The organism is Sphingosinicella soli, assembly GCF_014199685.1.
GTDB lineage: Bacteria > Pseudomonadota > Alphaproteobacteria > Sphingomonadales > Sphingomonadaceae > Sphingosinicella > Sphingosinicella soli.
In genome coordinates this window covers 14,607-32,309 of sequence record NZ_JACHNZ010000014.1, presented here as the reverse complement: position 1 = coordinate 32,309, position 17,703 = coordinate 14,607, and the positions used below count along the sequence as shown (strand labels likewise).

Below are 17,703 nucleotides of genomic sequence, written 5' to 3'. Positions count from 1 at the left end.
CAGGTTGTTACGGCGCCGCCTGCCTCAGCAGATACGGTAATGCCTCAGACCAGATATCGATCCGCGCATGCGCATCGTCCGCAGCCGGGATCAGGGGCCTCAGCTCCGGATCGGCGACCATGTGCAGGCGGTGAACATGCGGCGCGTCCCGCTTTACCGAACTGTGGTGCGGCGGCAAGTCGTCGATGAACACGGCGGCGTCGCGGCTGTGCTCGCGCATCAGCGTGGTGACTGCGGGGCCTTTCGGGCCGTCGTTGACATACACCGGAAAGGGCATGCCGAGCGCGGCGATCTGCGCGCGGCGGCGGTCGCGGTACGTATCGCGGATGTTGGTGAGGATCACGATCTCGTAATGGCCCGACAGCGTCGCCAGCGCATCGACGGCGCCGTCGACGACCGGCTGGCCTTCCATGGCGTTCGCGAAGAAACCATCGACGAGCCCGCTCACCTCGCCGCGCGCGATAAGGCCGCCGTCCGCCTTGCGCCGGATGTTGCCCGAAAGCGCGAAGCTCTCGAAATTCAGCTCCAGCGCGTGCGCCTCGTCGAGATAGGTGCGGAAGGGGCCTGCGAAGTGCAGCAGCACCTCGTCGCAGTCGCAGATCAGCAGCGGTTTCGTCATCGTCCGAGCGCTCCCCGCGCTGCCGCGAGCCGGGCGGGCTCCGCGCCGATCGCTTCGGCGCAGGCGATGAAGTCGGCTTCGTGCGCGGCAAGGAAATCGAGCGTCGCGCCCAGAAGCTCGGCGCTTCCCGCGCGCGCCCTCAGCGTCGGCGCATCGAGGCCGGTCAGCGCGAGCAGGCGCGGCCCGAGCCGTTCATCGCTTGCGATCCAGGCAAGCGCCTGCAGCGCCATCACCTCGGCATCTTCGCGCGTTAGGGCTGTTTGGTAAGATGTCATTAACTCTGGACAATTAAGATTGCATAAACCATTCGCCAAGGCGATTGTTCAGCAGGCCGATCCGCGGGGCTCTGAAATGCGGCAGGCTTGCGAAGAGGGACCATGCAGAAAACAGTCCTCGTCGTCGAGGATAATGACCTCAACATGAAGCTGTTCTGCGACCTTCTGGAAGCGCACGGCTATCGCACCATAAAAACGCGCGACGGGCGCAGCGTGCCGGATCTGGTGCGGGCCGACCGCCCGGACCTTATTCTCATGGATATCCAGCTGCCCGAAGTTTCGGGGCTGGAGGTCACTGGCTGGCTGAAGAGCGACGCGGCGCTGAGCGACATCCCCGTGGTCGCAGTCACCGCGTTTGCGATGAAGGGGGATGAAGAGCGCATCAAGGCCGGCGGCTGCGAGGCGTATATCGCCAAGCCGATCTCGGTGATGCGCTTTATCGAAACCGTCCGCCAGTACGCCTGAAAGCCTACGCTTTACAGGGCGCCCGACGCGCCGCCTTACTTGATCTTCGCTTCCTTGAACTCGACATGCTTGCGCACGACGGGATCGTACTTGCGGAAGGTGAACTTCTCGGTCTGCGTGCGCGGGTTCTTCTTCGTCACGTAGAAGAAGCCGGTGTCAGCCGTGCTGACGAGCTTGATCTTGACGGTGGTTGGTTTGGCCATGGCCCGGCAGTCCTTGCGCTTTATCGTGCGATTTACAAAAAAGAACGCGGCGTTTGTGCGCCGCGCTTACGGGCGGGCTAATGCCGAAACCGGCCGGCAGAGTCAAGCGGGGCCGTGCATTCGAATGCGATTCCGGGGCGCGGTGCTTAACCCTGTTCTAACGACTTTCGCACTAGCCTTCGAACATGATCGACGAAGATTTCGAATCGCTGCATCAGGATTTGTCCGACAAGCTGGAGGATATCCAGCTGTTGCTGCTCGCGGGCAGCTACGGCGAGGTGCAGCGTCAGCTGCATTCGCTCAAGGGGATCGCGAAGGCTTTCGGCTTCAACGATTTCGCCGCAGAAGTTCATGCGGCGGAGGAAACACCGGCGAACGTCGCAACGCTCCAGCCGCACCTCGACCGCATGTTCCGCCTGCTCGACGCGGCCTGACCTTAACCGTCATCCCTACCGCTTCCGCCGCACCTTGCCCGCGCCCCTGGGAAGCGGCGGGCGGCCCTTGCGCTGCGCCGGCCGACCCTCGCGGCCCGCGCGCGGTGCCGGTCCGTCGGGAAATTCGAAGCGCAGCGCGCCGCTGATCGGGTTCGCATCGGCAAGCCTCAGCTCCAGCCTCTGCCCGACATGGTACGTCGTCCCGGTCGTCAGCCCTTCGATGGTTTTCGTCGCCTCGTCGAAGTGGAAACGCTCCGCGCCCAGCATCGACATCGGGATCAGCCCGTCGCCCCCGATGCCCTCGACGCTCGCGAACAGCCCGAAGCGCGTCACGCCGCTGATTCGTGTCCGCACGATCTGGCCCACCTGCGCCGCGAGATAGGCCGCCACGTAGCGGTCGATGGTGTCGCGCTCGGCTTCCATGGCGCGCCGCTCGGTCATCGAGATATGCTCGGCGGTGCGGGGCAGGGCGCGCATCTCCTCGTCGGTCAGCGCGCCGTCGCCCAGCTTGTAGGCGCGAACGAGCGCCCGGTGGACGAGCGTGTCCGAATAGCGCCGGATCGGCGATGTGAAGTGCGCGTAGCTGCCGAGCGCGAGCCCGAAGTGGCCGAGGTTGTCGGTGCCGTAGAAGGCCTGCGCCTGGCTGCGCAGCACCTGCGTGGAAACCTGCTCCAGCAGCGCCGGGTCTTCGATCTTCGCCAGCAGCCGGTTGAACGTCGTCGGCGTCACCACCTGCCCGAGCGACAGGCTGAGTCCCAGCGATTTCACATAGTCGCCGAGCGCCACCAGCTTCTCGCGGCTCGGCCGCTCGTGGGTGCGGTAGACGACCGGCGAGGTCTTCGCCTCCAGCGCCTTCGCCGCCGCGACGTTCGCCGCGATCATGAAGTCTTCGATCAACTGATGCGCGGGAAGCTGCTCGCGCAGACGGATTTCCGCGATGCGGCCCTGCTCGTCCAGGATCACGCGCCGCTCGGGCATGTTGAGCGCCAGCGGGTCGCGCCTGTCGCGCGCGGCTTTCAGCGCAGTCCAGGCCGCCCACAGCGGTTTCAGAACGCTCTCGGTCAGTTCGTGTTCGATCTTGCCGTCGATCGCGTCCTGCACCGTCTCGTAAGCAAGGTTCGCGACGCCGTGCATCACCGCGCGCGTGAAGCGCCAGTCTTTCACCGTGCCGTCGCCCGCGATGGTCAGGTGGCACGCGAGCACCGCCTTGTCCGCGTTCGCGTTGAGCGAGCAGGCGTCGGTGGAGAGCGCCTCGGGCAGCATCGGCACCACCTGATCGGGGAAGTAGACGCTGTTGCCCCGCTCGCGCGCCTCGCGGTCGATCGCGGTGCCGGGGCGCACGTAGAAGCTCACGTCCGCGATCGCGACGATCGCCTTGAAGCCGCCGGGGTTTCCGGCGGCGTCGTCGGGCGCGGCCCACACCGCGTCGTCATGGTCGCGCGCGTCGGCGGGGTCGATGGTGAGCAGCGGCAGGTCGCGCAGGTCTTCGCGCTCGCCCAGCGGCAGTTTCGCGGCCTTTTCCGCCTCCGCGAGCGCCTCGTCGGAAAACGTGTGCGGAATGCCCTTTTCGTGGATCGCGATCAGCGAGAAGCTGCGCGGCGCCATCGGATCGCCCAGCCGCTGCAACACGCGGCCCGTCGCCCGCGCCCCGCGCCCGGATTGTTCGGCAAGCACCAGATCGCCCGCGTCGGCTTCGCCGATGTCGGTGATCTTCAGGTCGAAGCGCAGCCTTTTATCCGTCGGCACAAGGAACCAGCCGGAGGCATCGCGCCGCAGCACACCGAGCAGCGCGTCTTCGGATGACGCGCCGATCTTCTTCATAACATGGGCAAGGTGTCCGCGCCCGGTCTCCTCGATGCGCGCGAGGACGCGGTCGCCGACGCCAAGCGCCGCGCGCTTCCGCCCCTCGACGATGCGTATCTTCGGCGCAGGCGTATCGTTCGCCCAGCCTTCGGGCACCGCGACCGCGCGCCCGCCTTCGATGCCGACCACTTTAAGCACCGTCACCTTGGGCAGCCCGCCGCTCTTGTGGAGGCTCCGGCCCGGCCCGCTGTCGAGCAGGCCTTCGTTCGCCATGTCTTTCAGCATCGCCTTCAGCAGGATCTTGTCCTGCGCGGTCAGCCCGAAGGCCTTGGCGATTTCGCGCTTGCCCACCGGCGTCGGCGCCTCGTCGACGAAAGCCAGAATCTGTTCGCGGGTGGGGAGGCCGGGGGAGGGTCGTTTCGCCATTCTCTCCCCTGTCGGGCCTTCGGCCGTTGGCGGCAAGCCCTAACCCTCCGAAACCTTCATCAGCACCAGCCCGCCGACGATCAGCAGGGCGGCAACCACGCGCATCGGGCTGATGCTTTCGCCGAGCACCGCGACGCCCACCACAAACGCGCCCACCGCGCCGATCCCGGTCCACACCGTATAGGCGGTGCCCAGCGGCAGCGATTTCATCGAAATGGAAAGCAGCGCAAAGCTCGCGATCATCGCGATGATGGTGACGACGCTCGGCGCAAGCCGCGTGAAACCGTCGGACTGCTTCATCGAAAAGGCCCAGACGATCTCCAGCAGCCCCGCGATTCCAAGATACACCCAGGCCATGACGGCGCTCCTCTTCAAAAGAGCCGGGCCGTCCCGGACTTCTACCCATGAAGGGGGAGGACGTGGCCTCGCGGGTCTTATTTGGCGGCGGGGGACGCGAGGGTCAAGTCTGTTGAAACTACCACATATTGGTATATATTGGCATCACAAGGAGAGGTCATGGCACGAAACACATCCATTTCGCTGGGCGACCATTTCAGCGGCTTCATCGACACGCAGGTCGGCAGCGGCCGCTACGGCTCGGCAAGCGATGTCGTGCGTGCAGGCTTGCGGCTTCTCGAAGAGCGCGAGGCAAAGGTGCGTGCGTTGCAGATGGCGCTTGCGGAAGGGGAGGCATCGGGCGAGCCGCGCCCCTTCGACAATACGGCCTTTCTGAACCGGATGCGCGCCCGGCATGGCGGATAGGGGCGGAGGTTTCCGCCTAACCCCCCGCGCCGAAGCCGATCTCGAAGACATCTTCGCCTACACGGTCCAGCGCTGGTCGTTCATGCAGGCCCAGGACTATCATGCCGGTTTGATGGCGGGCCTGGAAAGGCTCGGCAGCGGGGAGCGTTCCGGGCAGCCGCTTGATATCCCCGGCGCATACCGCAAATATGCCGTCGGCTCCCACCTCGTCATCTACCGGATCGCCGAAACCGACATCGTGGTCGTGCGCATCCTGCACCAGCGGATGGACGTGGAACGACACCTCGAATAGCCGCAGCGGCGCTATTTCGCCTTCTTCTTCGCCGGGGCTTTCTTCGCCGCAGGTTTTTTCGCCGCTCCGCTCTTGGCAGGCGCCTTCTTTCGCCCCTTGCCTTTCGCGGGGCCCTTGGCGGCCTTCTCGTCGATCAGCGTCGCGGCGGCCTCCGGCGTCAGCGCCTGCGGGTCGGTGCCCTTGGGCAGCGTCGCGTTGGTGGTGCCGTCGGTGACATAGGCGCCGTAGCGGCCGTCCATCACCTTCATCGTCGCGCCCGATGTCGGGTGCGCCCCGAGTTCCTTCAGCGCGGCGGGGGCCTTGCGTTCGAAGCCCTTCTTCTGCTCGGCGAGCTTCACGACGGCGGCGTTCATGCCGATCTCGAACACCTCGGCGGTGGAGGTGAGCCGCGCATACTTGCCGTCGTGCAACAGATACGGGCCGTATTTCCCGATGGAGGCGGTGATCGGCGTTGCCGTTTCGGGGTGCGTCCCCACCTCGCGCGGCAGCGCGAGCAGCTTCACCGCCATGTCGAGTTCGATCGTTGCCGCGTCCATGTCCTTGGGGATCGAGGCGCGCGGCGGCTTCTCGCCTTCGCCGCGCTGGATAAACAGGCCGAAGCGGCCAGAGCGGATCGTGATCGGCTCCCCGGCGTCCTCGCCGAGCAGGCGCGGCTGGTCGCCGCCTTCGCCTGTGCCGCCGCTTCCGTTCTCGCTCGCGAAGGGCCGTGTGAAGCGGCACTCGGGATAGTTGGAGCAGCCGACGAACGCGCCGAACTTGCCGGTTTTCAGGCTCAGCCGCCCGTTGCCACACACCGGGCAGACGCGCGGATCCTTGCCGTCGCCGGCATCGGGGAACAGCAGCGGCGCGAGGAATTCGTCGAGCGCCGTCGTCACCTCGGAGGGTTTCAGCTCCAGGATTTCGGCGGTCTTCGGCTGGAAATCCTTCCAGAACGCATGCAGCACCGCCGTCCAGTCGATGGTCCCGGCGGAAATCTCGTCGAGCTGTTCCTCCAGCCCGGCCGTGAAGTCGTAGCTCACATAGCGTTCGAAGAAGCGTTCGAGGAACGCGGTGACGAGCCGCCCCTTCTCCTCGGGGTGGAAGCGCTTCTGATCGATGCGCACATAGGCGCGGTCCTTCAGCACCTGCAGGATCGACGCATAGGTGGAGGGACGCCCGATGCCGAGTTCCTCCATCTTCTTCACAAGGCTGGCCTCGGAATAGCGCGGGGGCGGCTCGGTGAAATGCTGGTCGGCGTGCGCGCCTTTTATGGCGGGCGTGTCGCCCTTGTCGATCTTGGGCAGGCGCTTGCCGTCGTCGCCGTCCTCGTCGTCGGGATCGTCGGCGGTTTCCTGATAGAGCGCGAGGAAGCCGGGGAAGATCGTGACCTGGCCGGTCGCGCGCAGGTCGGCGCGGCCGTTCTTGTCCTTCAGGTCCACGGTCGTGCGCTCAAGGTTCGCCGCCGCCATCTGGCTCGCCAGCGTGCGCTTCCAGATCAGTTCGTAGAGCCGCGCGTCGTCGCCTGAAAGACCGGCTTTCGCAGGGCGGCGGCTCATCTCCACGGGACGGATCGCCTCGTGCGCTTCCTGCGCGTTCTTCGCCTTGGTCGTATAGAAACGCGGCTTGTCGGGCACGTGGCGGCCCGAAAAATCCTCGGCGATCACGTCGCGCGCGGCGGCGATCGCTTCGGGCGCCATGTCGACGCCGTCGGTGCGCATGTAGGTGATGTGGCCGCTTTCATACAGCGTCTGCGCGGTGCGCATCGTCTGCGTTGCGGAAAACCCCAGCTTGCGCGCGGCTTCCTGCTGCAGCGTGGATGTGGTGAACGGCGGGGCGGGGTTCCGCGACACCGGCTTCTTCTCGACCGAGGCGACCACATAGTCGCCCGCCGCCGCGTCCGCGCGCGCTTCGTTCGCAAGCGCGGAATTGTTCAGCGAGAACTTGTCGAGCTTTTTGCCCTGCCAGTGCGTCAGCCGCGCGGTGAAGCTCTGCCCGGTCGCGGTCTCGAACTGGCCGTCGACGGACCAGTATTCGCGCGACCGGAACGCCTCGATCTCGCGCTCGCGCTCCACCACCAGGCGCAGCGCCACCGATTGCACGCGCCCCGCCGATTTCGCGCCGGGCAGCTTGCGCCACAGCACGGGGGAAAGCGTGAAGCCGACGAGATAGTCGAGCGCGCGCCGCGCCCGGTAGGCGTCGATCAGCGGCGCGTCGAGTTCGCGCGGCGCGGCCATCGCCTGCGTCACGGCGCTCTTGGTGATCTGGTTGAAGGTCACGCGCTGCACCTTGGCGGGCAGCGCCTTCTTGGCCTTCAGATGCTCGTAAAGATGCCAACTGATCGCCTCGCCCTCGCGGTCGGGGTCGGTCGCCAGGATCAGCGTGTCGGCGGTCTTCGCGCTGTCGGCGATTTCCTTCAGCTGGCGCGACCGGTCGGCGGAAACCTCCCACTTCATGTTGAAGTCGTGGTCGGGATCGACCGATCCGTCCTTGGGCGGCAGATCGCGGACATGGCCGTACGAGGCCAGGACTTTGTAGTCCGAGCCCAGATACTTGTTGATCGTCTTCGCCTTCGCCGGGGATTCAACGATCACGAGTTGCATAGGGAGACCCTCACCGACCTCAATGGGTGCGGGGCCTTACAGCGCTTTACCGGGACGCCGCAAGTCCGGGGGCGGAAGAAACTCCGCGATCACCCCGGAAGGGCGGCACAGTTTCGCCCGCTTTCCGTCGATCACGACCGGCCGGTTGATGAGGATCGGGTTCTCGTGCATCGCCGTGATGATATGCTCTTCGGTAACGCCGGGTTCCAGAAGGCCCATCTCCTTGGCGAGCGGCTCCTTCGCGCGCAGCAGTTCATGCGCCGCCATGCCCGATTTCCGCAGCACGTCCTCGATTTCGGGGCGGGAAGGGATGTCTTCCAGATACTCGCGCAGGTCGAAGGGGATGGCGTGCTCGGTCAGATAGTCGCGCACATTGCGGGCTGTTCCGCAGCGGGGATTGTACCAGACGATAACGCGCATCACGCCTCCGATCGCTTCAGATTTCGCCGGCCCAGATGCCGGGTCTGCGATCATACCATAAAAGTTCGCGTTCGAGTTCATAAGCAAGCGCAAGCAGCCGCGCCTCGTCTCCCGGCGCACCGGCAAACTGGATGCCGATGGGCAGCCCGTCCTTCGATTCGCCGATGGGCAGCCCGATGGAGGGAGCCCCCGTCACGTTCTCCACGCCCGTGTAGCCTGCGTAGGCGATCAACTTCTCGCGCTGCTCCGGCCAGGGGATCGTCGGCGCGATATAGCCGATCGGCACGGGCGCCTTGCCCAGCACCGGCGTCACGTAGATGTCGATGTCCTTGAACTGCGCGCGGTAGGTTGCCATCGCCTCGTCGAGCGCGGCGAAATTCACCTGCATCTGTTCGGGCGTATATGTCGCCGCCTGCGCGGCCATGCCGAGCGTCAGCGGTTCCATGATCGTCGCGGGGTCGACACCCGGCGCCCGCTTGGCGATCTCCGCCGCGATCTGCCCTGCGCCCGATTCCCACAGCGCGATGAACGCGGGGATCACCACGTCGCCCTTGTAGGGGGCGGGCACGTCCTTCACCATGTGGCCGAGTTTCTGGAGAAGTGCGGAGGCTTCGCCGAACACGCGCTGCACGTCTTCGTCGGGGAGGCCGCCCGAAGGGTGTTCCAGCCGCAGCCCGACCCGCAGCCGGTCTTTCGATGCGCCCGTGACGAGCGCCGCTTCCGGGAACGCCGCGCCTTCGCCGCGCGCCTGTGTCGCGTGGAACCACGCGGCGGTGTCGCGCACGGTGCGCGAAACGCAGCCGTCGACGCCCAGGTGCGTGGCGATATCGGGGGAGGCCGCATCGCCCGCCATCCGCCGCCGCGAGGGCTTCAGGCCCACAAGCCCGCAGCAGCTTGCCGGGATACGGATCGATCCGCCGCCGTCGTTCGCGTGCGCCACCGCCACGACGCCCGCCGCCACCGCAGCCGCGCTACCGCCGGAAGATCCGCCCGTCGAATGGTCGAGGTTCCAGGGGTTGCGCGTCACGCCCGTCAGCAGCGGTTCGGTCGTCGCCGTCGCGCCGAATTCGGGCAGTGTCGAGCGGCCGATGGAAACGAGCCCCGCCGCCTCGATCGCGGCCGGGTAGGCGTCGGTCTTGTCGGCGATCATCGTCGCGAGCGCGCGGCTGCCCTGCGTGTAGGGCAGCCCGTCCTGGTGGACATTGTCCTTGATAAGCGTCGGCACGCCCGCGAGCGGACCTTTCACGCCGCTTGCCGCCATTTCGCGCGCGCGCGCGAAGTTCGGGAATTTCACGGCGTTGATCTTGCCGTTCACGCTTTCCAGCCGCTTGATCGCCGCCTCGACGAGCGCGGCGGGCTGCACCTTGCCCTCGCGCACCGCCTGCGCCTGCGAAACAGCGTCGCTCCACGTGCTTGGCGCGGCCTTGGGCGCGGTGGTCTGGCGGCACGCGGAAAGCGCCGCAAGCGCGCCGCCCGCTTCCAGAAAACGGCGACGTGAAACCAAAGCCATGCAGACCTCCCCCGATTCGGATGGCGGGACTGTCTCAGCCGCCGCCCGAGGATGCAAACTGACAGAATGGAGGATATGGAAAAGACCGAATAAGAGTGCTATATAGAGCATTCTTAAAGATATGGAATGTGAGCATGACACACACGGTCCTCGCGGAAACCACGGCCAGCGTATCCGAACTGAAGAAGAATCCCATGGGCACGGTCGCTGCGGGAGAGGGCTTCCCCGTCGCGATCCTGAACCGGAACGAACCGGCCTTTTATTGCGTGCCGGCGAAGGCGTTCGAAGCCATGCTGGACCGGCTCGAAGACCTCGAACTGAATGCGATTGCCGACGCGCGTGCTGGCGAAAAGGTCGTCAGAGTCGCGCTCGATGACCTTTGAGCTTGGGTTCCTTGAGCCTGCGCTCAAGGAATGGCGCAAGCTCGACAGCCAGACGCGCGAGCATTTTCGCAAGAAGCTGATCGAGCGTCTTGAAAATCCCCGCGTACCCTCCGCCCGCCTTTCGGGAAGCCGGGATCGCTACAAGATCAAGCTGCGGCACATCGGCTATCGCCTCGTTTACGAGGTCCGCGACTCGGAGGTCATCGTCGTGGTCGTGGCTGTCGGTCGGCGGGATCGCAATGCCGTCTATCGCGCAGCCGAAACGCGCGGCGCGGGCCCGATTGCTGGAAACGAATGATCACTCTGCGCTGCGCTTCGTCTCCAGCCAGTTTTCCAGCCACTTGATCGTATAGTCGCCGTTCTGGAACTCGGGGTCTTCGATCAGCGCCTGGTGCAGCGGGATCGTCGTTTTCGGGCCGGAGATGATGTATTCCTCCAGCGCGCGGCGCAGCCGCATCAGGCAGTCGTTGCGCCCCGATCCGTAAACGATCAGCTTGGAGATCAGGCTGTCGTAGTTCGAAGGGATGCGATAGCCGCTGTAGAGCGCGCTGTCGACGCGCACATGAAGCCCGCCCGGCGCGTGGTAGTGCTCCACCTTGCCGGGTGAAGGCGTGAACGTCGCCGGGTCTTCGGCGTTGATGCGGCACTCGATGGCGTGGCCGGCAAAGCGGATGTCTTCCTGCTTCACCGAAAGCGGCAGCCCCGCCGCCACGCGGATCTGCTCGCGCACGAGGTCGATGCCGGTAATCATCTCGGTGACGGGATGCTCCACCTGCAGCCGCGTGTTCATCTCGATGAAGTAGAAGCGGCCTTCCTCGTACAGGAACTCGATCGTCCCGGCCCCGCGATAGCCGAGGCCGGCGATGGCCTTGCGCACGATCTCGCCCATTTCCGCGCGCTGCGCGGCGTTGAGCGCGGGCGAGGGGGCTTCCTCCAGCACCTTCTGGTGGCGGCGTTGCAGCGAGCAGTCGCGTTCGCCGAGGTGGATGGCGTTGCCGTGCGTGTCGCCGAACACCTGGAATTCGATATGGCGCGGATTGCCGAGGTATTTTTCAAGATACACGGTGTCGTCGCCGAACGCGGCCTTCGCTTCGGCGCGCGCCTGCGCGATCAGCGTGCCCAGCTTTTCGGGGCTGTCGACGACCTTCATGCCGCGCCCGCCGCCGCCCGATGCGGCCTTCACCAGCACGGGATAGCCGATCTCGAACGCCACGGTCTCGGCTTCCGAAAGGTCGGTGATCGGCCCGTCGCTGCCCGGCACCAGCGGCAGGCCGAGGCGCGCGGCGGTGCGCTTGGCTTCCACCTTGTCGCCCATCATGCGGATGTGTTTGGGCGAGGGGCCGATCCAGCCGATCTGGTGCTCCTCGACGATTTCCGCGAAGCGCGCGTTCTCGGAGAGGAAGCCGTATCCGGGGTGGATCGCGTCCGCCCCCGTGATCTCGGCCGCCGAGATGATCGCCGGGATGTTGAGGTACGATTCGGTCGCGCTCGGCGGTCCGATGCACACGGCCTGGTCGGCGAGGCGCACGTGCATGGCGTCGGAATCGGCGGTCGAATGGACGGCGACCGTCTTGATGCCCATTTCATGGCATGCGCGGTGGATGCGAAGCGCGATTTCGCCGCGGTTCGCGATGAGGATTTTGTCGAACATCGTTATTCGATGACCACCAGCGGCTGGTCGTATTCCACGGGCTGTTCGTTCGCCACGCAGATTTTCACGACCTTGCCCGATTTCGGCGCGACGATCGGGTTCATCACCTTCATCGCCTCCACGATCACCAGCGTGTCGCCTGCCGAAACGCTGCTGCCTTCCTTCACGAACGGCGGCGCGCTCGGGTCGGCGGAGAGGTACACCGTGCCCACCATCGGCGATTTCACCGCGCCGGGATGGCTCTTCAGGTCGCCGTCAGCGGGGGCAGCGGCGGGAGCGGCCATGGGCGCTGCGGGCGCGGCCGCGACGGCGGCCGGCGCGGCGGCGACGACGCTGCTCACCTGCCGCGCGACGCGAATCCGGCGCCCCTCGTCCTCGACTTCGATTTCCGTAAGGCCGGTTTCATCCAGCAGTTCCGCGAGCTGGCGAACCAGCTTGGTATCGACGTTCATGCCCGTCTTGCCATTGGTCACGTTGCGTCCTCGATCTTGTTGTTATGGAGGGGGTTATAAGTGTGCGGCGGCGTCCAGCGCCAGCGCATATCCGTGGATTCCCAGGCCCGTGATCGATCCCTTCGCGACCGGTGCCACATGGCTCAGGTGACGGAAGGTTTCGCGGGCGTGAGGGTTGGAGATATGAACCTCGATCACCGGAACCGCAATCGCCTTGATGGCGTCGCGGATGGCGATGGAGGTGTGCGTAAGCGCCCCTGCGTTCAGGATCACGGCTTTCGCCTTGCGCGATCCGGCTTCCTGAATCCAGTCGACGAGGTGCCCTTCGTGGTTCGACTGGCGCATGTCGATCTCCAGCCCTAGCGCCTTCGCACGGTCCTCCAGCATCGCCGCCACGTCGTCGAGCGTGTCGGCGCCGTAGATCTCCGGCTCGCGCGTGCCGAGCAGATTGAGGTTCGGCCCGTTCAGGACCAGCACCAGCGGCGATTTTGCCATTCGAAGCCCCTTTGTCCCCCAATGCTCCCGAGCACTGGCCTAGGACGAAAGCGGTCCTTATATGGACGCTCCGCGCGACAGGGAAGCCTGAGAAGATAAGGACCGATGACCATCAGCATCACCGTGAACGGCGATCTGCGCCGCATTGCCTCCGGGGCCAGCATCGCATCGCTCGTCATCGATCTGGATCTCGATCCCAAACGGGTCGCGGTGGAGCGCAACCTCGAAATCGTGCCGAAGTCCGCTTACGGCGATGTCCTGCTGATGGATGGTGATCGCCTGGAAATCGTGCATTTCGTCGGTGGAGGCAGCGAGGATGACGGCTGGGAAGTCGCCGGTCGCCGCTTCACCTCGCGGCTGATCGTGGGCACCGGCAAGTACAAGGATTATGCGGTGAACGCCGCCGCGGTCGAAGCCTCGGGCGCCGAAATCGTCACTGTTGCCGTGCGCCGCGTGAACCTCACGGACCGCTCGCAGCCGCTTCTCACCGATTATGTCGATCCGAAACGCTACACCTATCTGCCCAACACGGCGGGCTGTTTCACGGCGGACGAGGCGATGCGCACGCTGCGCCTCGCGCGCGAGGCGGGCGGCTGGAATCTCGTGAAGCTAGAAGTGCTCGGCGAGGCGAAGACGCTCTACCCCGACATGGAGCAGACGCTCCGCGCCACGAAAGAACTGGTGAAGGACGGCTTCGACGTCATGGTCTACTGCGCGGACGACCCCATCGCCGCAAAGAAGCTGGAGGATGCCGGCGCCGCCGCGATCATGCCGCTCGGCGCGCCGATCGGCTCGGGCCTCGGCGTCCAGAATCCGGTGATGATCCGCCTTATCATCGAGCAGGCGAAGGTGCCCGTTCTCGTCGATGCGGGCGTCGGCTCGGCGTCGGACGCGGCGGTGGCGATGGAACTCGGCTGCGACGGCGTGCTGATGAACACCGCGATCGCGGAAGCGAAGGATCCGGTGATGATGGCGCGCGCCATGCGCCATGCCGTCGAAGCCGGGCGGCTTTCCTACCGCGCGGGCCGGATGCAGCGGCGGCTCTATGCCGATCCGTCGAGCCCGCTCGGCGGTCTCATCTGAGGCTTTGCGACGAACCGAGGAACTGCGCAGCGGTCCCGAGCATTCTTCTGAGGTGCGCATCCCCCGGCGCATGAGCAATTTCAGGAGTAAAATCATGGGCGAATTCAAGGATCGCGCGAAAGGCCTCGCCAACGAGGCGGCAGGCAACGTCAAGCAGGCCGTCGGCAAGGCAACGAACAACCCCCGCCTCGAAGGCGAAGGCATTGCGCAGGAGCGCAAGGGCGAAGTTCAGAACGCCAAGGGCAAGGTCAAAGGCGCCCTCGGCGACAGAGTCTGACGCCTAGCACGAAGAAAAACGGCCGGGTCCACCAAGGGCCCGGCCGTTTTCTTTATTCCTCTCCCGCCCGCGGGAGAGGATACAAAGCCTTCGCCGAAAGGCGTAGGCGAAGTTGGTGAGGGCCAGCGAAGTTGGTGAGGGCAGGGCTAAAGCCGCGCCATCGTCAGCCAATCCGCCTTCCCCATCCACGCCTTGGCGAACGCCGCCCGCGTCGCCGTCGCGCCCGCGCTGTCACCCGTCCGCGCCTGCGTCTCGCCGAGCCCCCACAGCGCCCACGCATTGCCCGGATACTGCACCAGCGCCTTCTGGAACGCGGCCTCCGCGCCCTTGTAGTCCCCCGCCATGTAGAGCGCGCCGCCCAGCGACTGGTTCACCGGATAATACCAGTAGGGCGGCTCGGTGTAGTTCACCCGCGTCTCCGCCTCGGCGCCCTTGCGATAGAAGGCGGCCGCCGCCTTGTAGCGCTTCTTCGCCATCGCCTGCCGCCCGAGCGCGACATTCTCGGCGACCTCCAGCAGCGCGGGAACAGGCACCAGCCCGTCGGTCAGCGGCTTCCAGTCCGCCGTGCGCCCGATGTCACGCATCGCATCAAGTTCGGCCCTGAACCCCTTGTCATTCCTTGCATCCGCCTGCGCCACGGCGCGCGCATAGCGCCACATCGCCTGCACATAGGGCAGCCGCGCGTCGGGCGCGGGCAGCGCCATGATCTCCTTGGGCGTCGCGAAATGCGCGTAGGCGAGATAGGGCGCGGCATCCACGGGCTGCACGAACGGGATCGTCACCGTCACGTCCGCGTTCAGGATCTCGCGCAGCTTCGTCGCTTGCGAAATCGCCGTCTCCATGTCGCCCGCCATCTGCGCGGCACTCACGATGAAGTGGACGTTGTGCGGATAATATCCGAACCGGTAGATGCCCGCGAGCGGCGAGGATTTGAGATAGGCCTCGTCGGTCTTCGCGGCGTCGATGTTCACGCGGATCGCGTCGCCGTAGCGCCCGACACGGTAGAACAGATGCCCCGGCATGTGGACGAGGTGCCCGGCGGAGGGCACCAGCGGCTTCGCAAGCCGGTCCGCCGCCGCTTCGGCCTGCGCGGGCCGCGCGGAGGCTTCGAGCAGGTGGATATAAAGATGCGCCGCCTGCGGATGATACGGGTCGCGCGCCATCACCTGCTCCACCAGCCGGATCGCGGGCACGATATGCGGGTAGGGGGTCAGCCCGCCCGGCTCCCAATAGTTCCAAGGCGACGATGTCATCGCCGATTCCGCCGCCAGAACGCCGATGTCGTTGTCCAGCGGATAATCCGCCGCCACCTTCATCATCGCCACGGAAAACGCCTTGTCGAGCGCGCTGCGGTCGGCGGGCGGGGTCTCGGCGTAGCGGGTCTGCAGCGCCTCGATCAGCGCGCGCTCGCGCGGGCTCACTCTGTCCTTCAAGGCCACAGCCTTCTGCAGCGCGGCCCATGTCGCTTCGTTGGTCGAAGGGTCCATCGGCGCGTTGACGTTGGATCCGTGCGAAAAGGCCTCGCCCCAGTAACACATCGCGCAGTCGGGGTCGCGTCGGGCGGCGGCGCGGAAGGCGCGGATCGCCTCCTGATGGTTGAAGCCGTAAACCAGCATCAGCCCCTGATTGAAGAAGGCCCGCGTCTCCGCATTCGCCGTGGTGATCGGGAAGTTGACACTGCCCAGCCCTTCGTAGAGCGGCGGTTCGCTGTCGAACTGCGGCAGCGTGTTCGCCATCGCATACTGGATGCGCTGCGGCAGCAGCGATCGCTTCTTGCCCTGTCCGCAGGCCTGCCCGAACGCCGTGGAGGGGTCCAGCAGCCGCAGCGCCTCAGGCGTCAGCGCGGCGGAGGCGGGGATCGATGCGGGAATGGCGGCGAGGGCTGGCAGGGCAAGCAAAGCAAAGGGAACCCGAGCGAATACACGCATGGCAAATCTCCCCGATTGAAGGTGAGACGCTACAGCAAAAACCCTTTTGACTCTACGCCCATCATCCCGAGCGAAGTCGAGGGACGCACCGCCCCGCCGCTACGCCAGAAGCGGCGCGAACTCCTCCAGCACATCGATATAAAGCTGCCGCTTGAACGGCACGATCAGGTCGGGAAGCACGGCGGGCTCAGCCCACTTCCACTCGCTGAACTCGGGGTGCTCGGTCTCGATGTCGATATCGCTGTCCGTGCCCGTGAAGCGCATCACGAACCACTTCTGCCGCTGCCCGGCATAGCGGCCCTTCCAGATCTTGCCGATCAGCTCGTCGGGCAGGTCGTACCAGTACCAGCCCGCGCTCTCCGCGATGATCTCGGCCTTGTTCGTGCCGATCTCCTCGCCCAGTTCGCGCACCGCCGTTTCCACCGGGTCTTCACCCGGATCGATACCACCCTGCGGCATCTGCCAGGCTTCGGCGATCATATCGATCCGCTTCGCCACGAAGACGTGCTTCTTCGGATTGAGCAGCATGATCCCGACACACGGCCGATACGGAAGCCCGGAGGGGTGGACGCGTTCTTTCACTCGGCTGCCGCCTTCATCATGGTGAGGTCGGCCCCGGCTTCGTTGATGATGTCCCTCAGCGCCGTAAGGCATCCGGCAAGGTCGCCCTGCGCCGAGGGGATCGCCTGCCGCAGCGTGAGGCAGCCGTGGATCTGGCCCTTGGCTTCGCGGAACACCGTGGGCACGCCGCTTGCGATCAGCTTCGCGGCATAGGCGCGGCCCTGGTCGCGCAGCGGGTCGAGCCCGCAGGTGAAGACGAGCGCGGCGGGCTGGCTGTCCAGCGCAGGCGAATGCAGCGGCGATGCGCGCGGGTCGGCGGGGTCGGGGAGGGTGCCGATATAGTGGCGCATGAACCACGCCATGCTCTCGGCGGTCAGCAGGTATCCGTCGGCATAATCCTCCATCGATCCCGTGCTCGCCGTCATGTCCACGCCCGGATAGATCAGCCACTGCGCGATGATCGGCACGGCGAGCGTGCCCGCCAGTTCCTGCGCGGTGATCGCCGCCAGGTTGCCGCCCGCGCTGTCGCCCGCCACCACGATGCTCGTCACGGCGTGGCCGATCTCGCGCGGCGAGGCGGCCGCCCAGCGCGTCGCGGCGATGCAGTCTTCGCCCGCCGCCGGAAACGCGTGTTCGGGGGCGAGGCGGTAATCCACCGAAACGACGGTGATATCGAGGCTGCGCGCGATCTCGGCGCAGACGCCGTCGTGGGTTTCGAGGTCGCCGACCACCCAGCCGCCGCCGTGGAAGAACATCAGCACGCTCTGCGGCGGTCCGCCCGCCCGGCGCGGGCTGTAGAGGCGCAGCGGGATGCGTTCGCCGTGCGGCCCGTCGATGGACATGTCCTCCACGCGCGCGATGTCGCCGCGCGGCACTTCGGCCATCTGCACCATCATGCCCATCATCTGGCGCGCCGTGGCGGGATCCAGCTCGTGCAGCTTCGGCCCCGGCTGCGCGTTCAGCATGTCGAGGAACGCCTGCACGTCTGGACGAACGAATGCCATGTCTCGAATCTCCCCATGTGTCGCCGATACGCCGCGAACTATCGGCGTCCGCCCCCGGCGCCGCAAGTCGCGCTATCGACA

General features: G+C 66.0%; 22 protein-coding genes. 8 read left to right on the top strand and 14 right to left on the bottom strand.

Annotation, left to right across the window (positions count from 1 at the left end; all coding sequences use genetic code 11):
- Positions 1–7 precede the first annotated feature (7 nt).
- Complete coding sequence (locus GGQ98_RS07490) at positions 8–619, bottom strand: HAD family hydrolase (RefSeq protein ID WP_184067401.1); 612 nt, start codon at positions 617–619, stop codon at positions 8–10.
- The gene (locus GGQ98_RS07485) at positions 616–894 is read right to left on the bottom strand and encodes a DUF3572 family protein (RefSeq protein WP_184067398.1); all 279 of its coding nucleotides are present in this window, start codon (positions 892–894) and stop codon (positions 616–618) included. The genes GGQ98_RS07490 and GGQ98_RS07485 overlap by 4 nt, the downstream gene beginning before the upstream one ends.
- A 102-nt stretch (positions 895–996) precedes the next feature.
- Between GGQ98_RS07485 and GGQ98_RS07480 the strand changes: the two genes are divergently transcribed.
- Positions 997–1,359, top strand: a complete 363-nt coding sequence (locus GGQ98_RS07480; protein ID WP_184067395.1) for a response regulator — start codon at positions 997–999, stop codon at positions 1,357–1,359.
- 35 nt (positions 1,360–1,394) lie between these two features.
- Here the strand turns inward: GGQ98_RS07480 and rpmG are convergent, their stop codons facing one another.
- The gene (gene rpmG / locus GGQ98_RS07475; RefSeq protein ID WP_157174781.1) at positions 1,395–1,562 is read right to left on the bottom strand and encodes a 50S ribosomal protein L33; all 168 of its coding nucleotides are present in this window, start codon (positions 1,560–1,562) and stop codon (positions 1,395–1,397) included.
- 185 nt (positions 1,563–1,747) lie between these two features.
- Between rpmG and GGQ98_RS07470 the strand changes: the two genes are divergently transcribed.
- Positions 1,748–1,996, top strand: a complete 249-nt coding sequence (locus tag GGQ98_RS07470) for an Hpt domain-containing protein (protein WP_184067393.1) — start codon at positions 1,748–1,750, stop codon at positions 1,994–1,996.
- Positions 1,997–2,011: 15 nt separating this feature from the next.
- Here the strand turns inward: GGQ98_RS07470 and rnr are convergent, their stop codons facing one another.
- Both rnr and GGQ98_RS07460 read right to left on the bottom strand, forming a co-directional pair.
- On the bottom strand, positions 2,012–4,225 hold the full coding sequence (gene rnr, locus GGQ98_RS07465; protein ID WP_184067390.1) for a ribonuclease R: 2,214 nt from the start codon (positions 4,223–4,225) through the stop codon (positions 2,012–2,014).
- 39 nt (positions 4,226–4,264) lie between these two features.
- Complete coding sequence (locus GGQ98_RS07460; protein ID WP_184067386.1) at positions 4,265–4,582, bottom strand: DMT family transporter; 318 nt, start codon at positions 4,580–4,582, stop codon at positions 4,265–4,267.
- 159 nt (positions 4,583–4,741) lie between these two features.
- On the opposite strand from GGQ98_RS07460, the gene GGQ98_RS07455 reads away from it, so the two are divergent.
- On the top strand, positions 4,742–4,987 hold the full coding sequence (locus GGQ98_RS07455) for a type II toxin-antitoxin system ParD family antitoxin (protein ID WP_184067383.1): 246 nt from the start codon (positions 4,742–4,744) through the stop codon (positions 4,985–4,987).
- Complete coding sequence (locus GGQ98_RS07450; RefSeq protein WP_184067381.1) at positions 4,977–5,279, top strand: type II toxin-antitoxin system RelE/ParE family toxin; 303 nt, start codon at positions 4,977–4,979, stop codon at positions 5,277–5,279. Before GGQ98_RS07455 ends, GGQ98_RS07450 begins: the two co-directional genes overlap by 11 nt.
- Before the next feature lie 11 nt (positions 5,280–5,290).
- Here the strand turns inward: GGQ98_RS07450 and topA are convergent, their stop codons facing one another.
- Genes topA through GGQ98_RS07435 form a run of 3 tightly spaced genes read right to left on the bottom strand, consistent with a single transcriptional unit; the run spans position 5,291 to position 9,788 of the window.
- The gene (gene topA / locus GGQ98_RS07445; RefSeq protein WP_184067377.1) at positions 5,291–7,858 is read right to left on the bottom strand and encodes a type I DNA topoisomerase; all 2,568 of its coding nucleotides are present in this window, start codon (positions 7,856–7,858) and stop codon (positions 5,291–5,293) included.
- 36 nt (positions 7,859–7,894) lie between these two features.
- The gene (locus GGQ98_RS07440; RefSeq protein ID WP_184067374.1) at positions 7,895–8,278 is read right to left on the bottom strand and encodes an ArsC/Spx/MgsR family protein; all 384 of its coding nucleotides are present in this window, start codon (positions 8,276–8,278) and stop codon (positions 7,895–7,897) included.
- 16 nt (positions 8,279–8,294) lie between these two features.
- Entirely contained in the window at positions 8,295–9,788 is a 1,494-nt protein-coding gene (locus GGQ98_RS07435; RefSeq protein ID WP_184067371.1) for an amidase, read from the bottom strand.
- A 134-nt stretch (positions 9,789–9,922) separates the two neighbouring features.
- On the opposite strand from GGQ98_RS07435, the gene GGQ98_RS07430 reads away from it, so the two are divergent.
- Together GGQ98_RS07430 and GGQ98_RS07425 are read left to right on the top strand one after the other, a co-directional pair.
- Positions 9,923–10,171: a type II toxin-antitoxin system Phd/YefM family antitoxin gene (locus GGQ98_RS07430; protein WP_184067368.1), complete on the top strand. Its 249-nt coding sequence runs from the start codon at positions 9,923–9,925 to the stop codon at positions 10,169–10,171.
- Positions 10,161–10,469 carry a type II toxin-antitoxin system RelE family toxin gene (locus GGQ98_RS07425; protein ID WP_184067364.1) on the top strand — a complete coding sequence of 103 codons (309 nt, stop codon included), beginning with the start codon at positions 10,161–10,163 and terminating at the stop codon, positions 10,467–10,469. The genes GGQ98_RS07430 and GGQ98_RS07425 overlap by 11 nt, the downstream gene beginning before the upstream one ends.
- Here GGQ98_RS07425 and accC read toward each other — a convergent pair whose 3' ends face one another.
- From accC to aroQ, 3 genes are read right to left on the bottom strand one after another with little or no spacing between them, the layout of a single operon-like run.
- Positions 10,470–11,822: an acetyl-CoA carboxylase biotin carboxylase subunit gene (accC, locus tag GGQ98_RS07420; RefSeq protein WP_184067361.1), complete on the bottom strand. Its 1,353-nt coding sequence runs from the start codon at positions 11,820–11,822 to the stop codon at positions 10,470–10,472. It abuts the gene before it with no gap.
- Positions 11,823–11,824: 2 nt separating this feature from the next.
- The gene (gene accB / locus GGQ98_RS07415) at positions 11,825–12,274 is read right to left on the bottom strand and encodes an acetyl-CoA carboxylase biotin carboxyl carrier protein (protein WP_184067531.1); all 450 of its coding nucleotides are present in this window, start codon (positions 12,272–12,274) and stop codon (positions 11,825–11,827) included.
- 54 nt (positions 12,275–12,328) lie between these two features.
- A complete protein-coding gene (gene aroQ, locus GGQ98_RS07410) occupies positions 12,329–12,769 on the bottom strand; it encodes a type II 3-dehydroquinate dehydratase (RefSeq protein WP_184067358.1) in 441 nt (146 codons plus the stop codon).
- 105 nt (positions 12,770–12,874) lie between these two features.
- On the opposite strand from aroQ, the gene thiS reads away from it, so the two are divergent.
- On the top strand, positions 12,875–13,852 hold the full coding sequence (gene thiS, locus GGQ98_RS07405; RefSeq protein ID WP_184067355.1) for a sulfur carrier protein ThiS: 978 nt from the start codon (positions 12,875–12,877) through the stop codon (positions 13,850–13,852).
- 94 nt (positions 13,853–13,946) lie between these two features.
- Positions 13,947–14,129: a CsbD family protein gene (locus GGQ98_RS07400; RefSeq protein WP_184067352.1), complete on the top strand. Its 183-nt coding sequence runs from the start codon at positions 13,947–13,949 to the stop codon at positions 14,127–14,129.
- Positions 14,130–14,275: 146 nt separating this feature from the next.
- On the opposite strand, the gene GGQ98_RS07395 is transcribed toward GGQ98_RS07400, so the two are convergent.
- The 3 genes from GGQ98_RS07395 to GGQ98_RS07385 form a co-directional block, all read right to left on the bottom strand.
- The gene (locus GGQ98_RS07395; protein WP_243451751.1) at positions 14,276–16,057 is read right to left on the bottom strand and encodes a tetratricopeptide repeat protein; all 1,782 of its coding nucleotides are present in this window, start codon (positions 16,055–16,057) and stop codon (positions 14,276–14,278) included.
- A gap of 99 nt (positions 16,058–16,156) precedes the next feature.
- Positions 16,157–16,639 carry an RNA pyrophosphohydrolase gene (locus GGQ98_RS07390; RefSeq protein ID WP_341534158.1) on the bottom strand — a complete coding sequence of 161 codons (483 nt, stop codon included), beginning with the start codon at positions 16,637–16,639 and terminating at the stop codon, positions 16,157–16,159.
- Positions 16,636–17,622, bottom strand: coding sequence for an alpha/beta hydrolase (locus GGQ98_RS07385; RefSeq protein ID WP_184067346.1), 987 nt, complete (start codon positions 17,620–17,622; stop codon positions 16,636–16,638). Before GGQ98_RS07385 ends, GGQ98_RS07390 begins: the two co-directional genes overlap by 4 nt.
- Positions 17,623–17,703 lie beyond the last annotated feature (81 nt).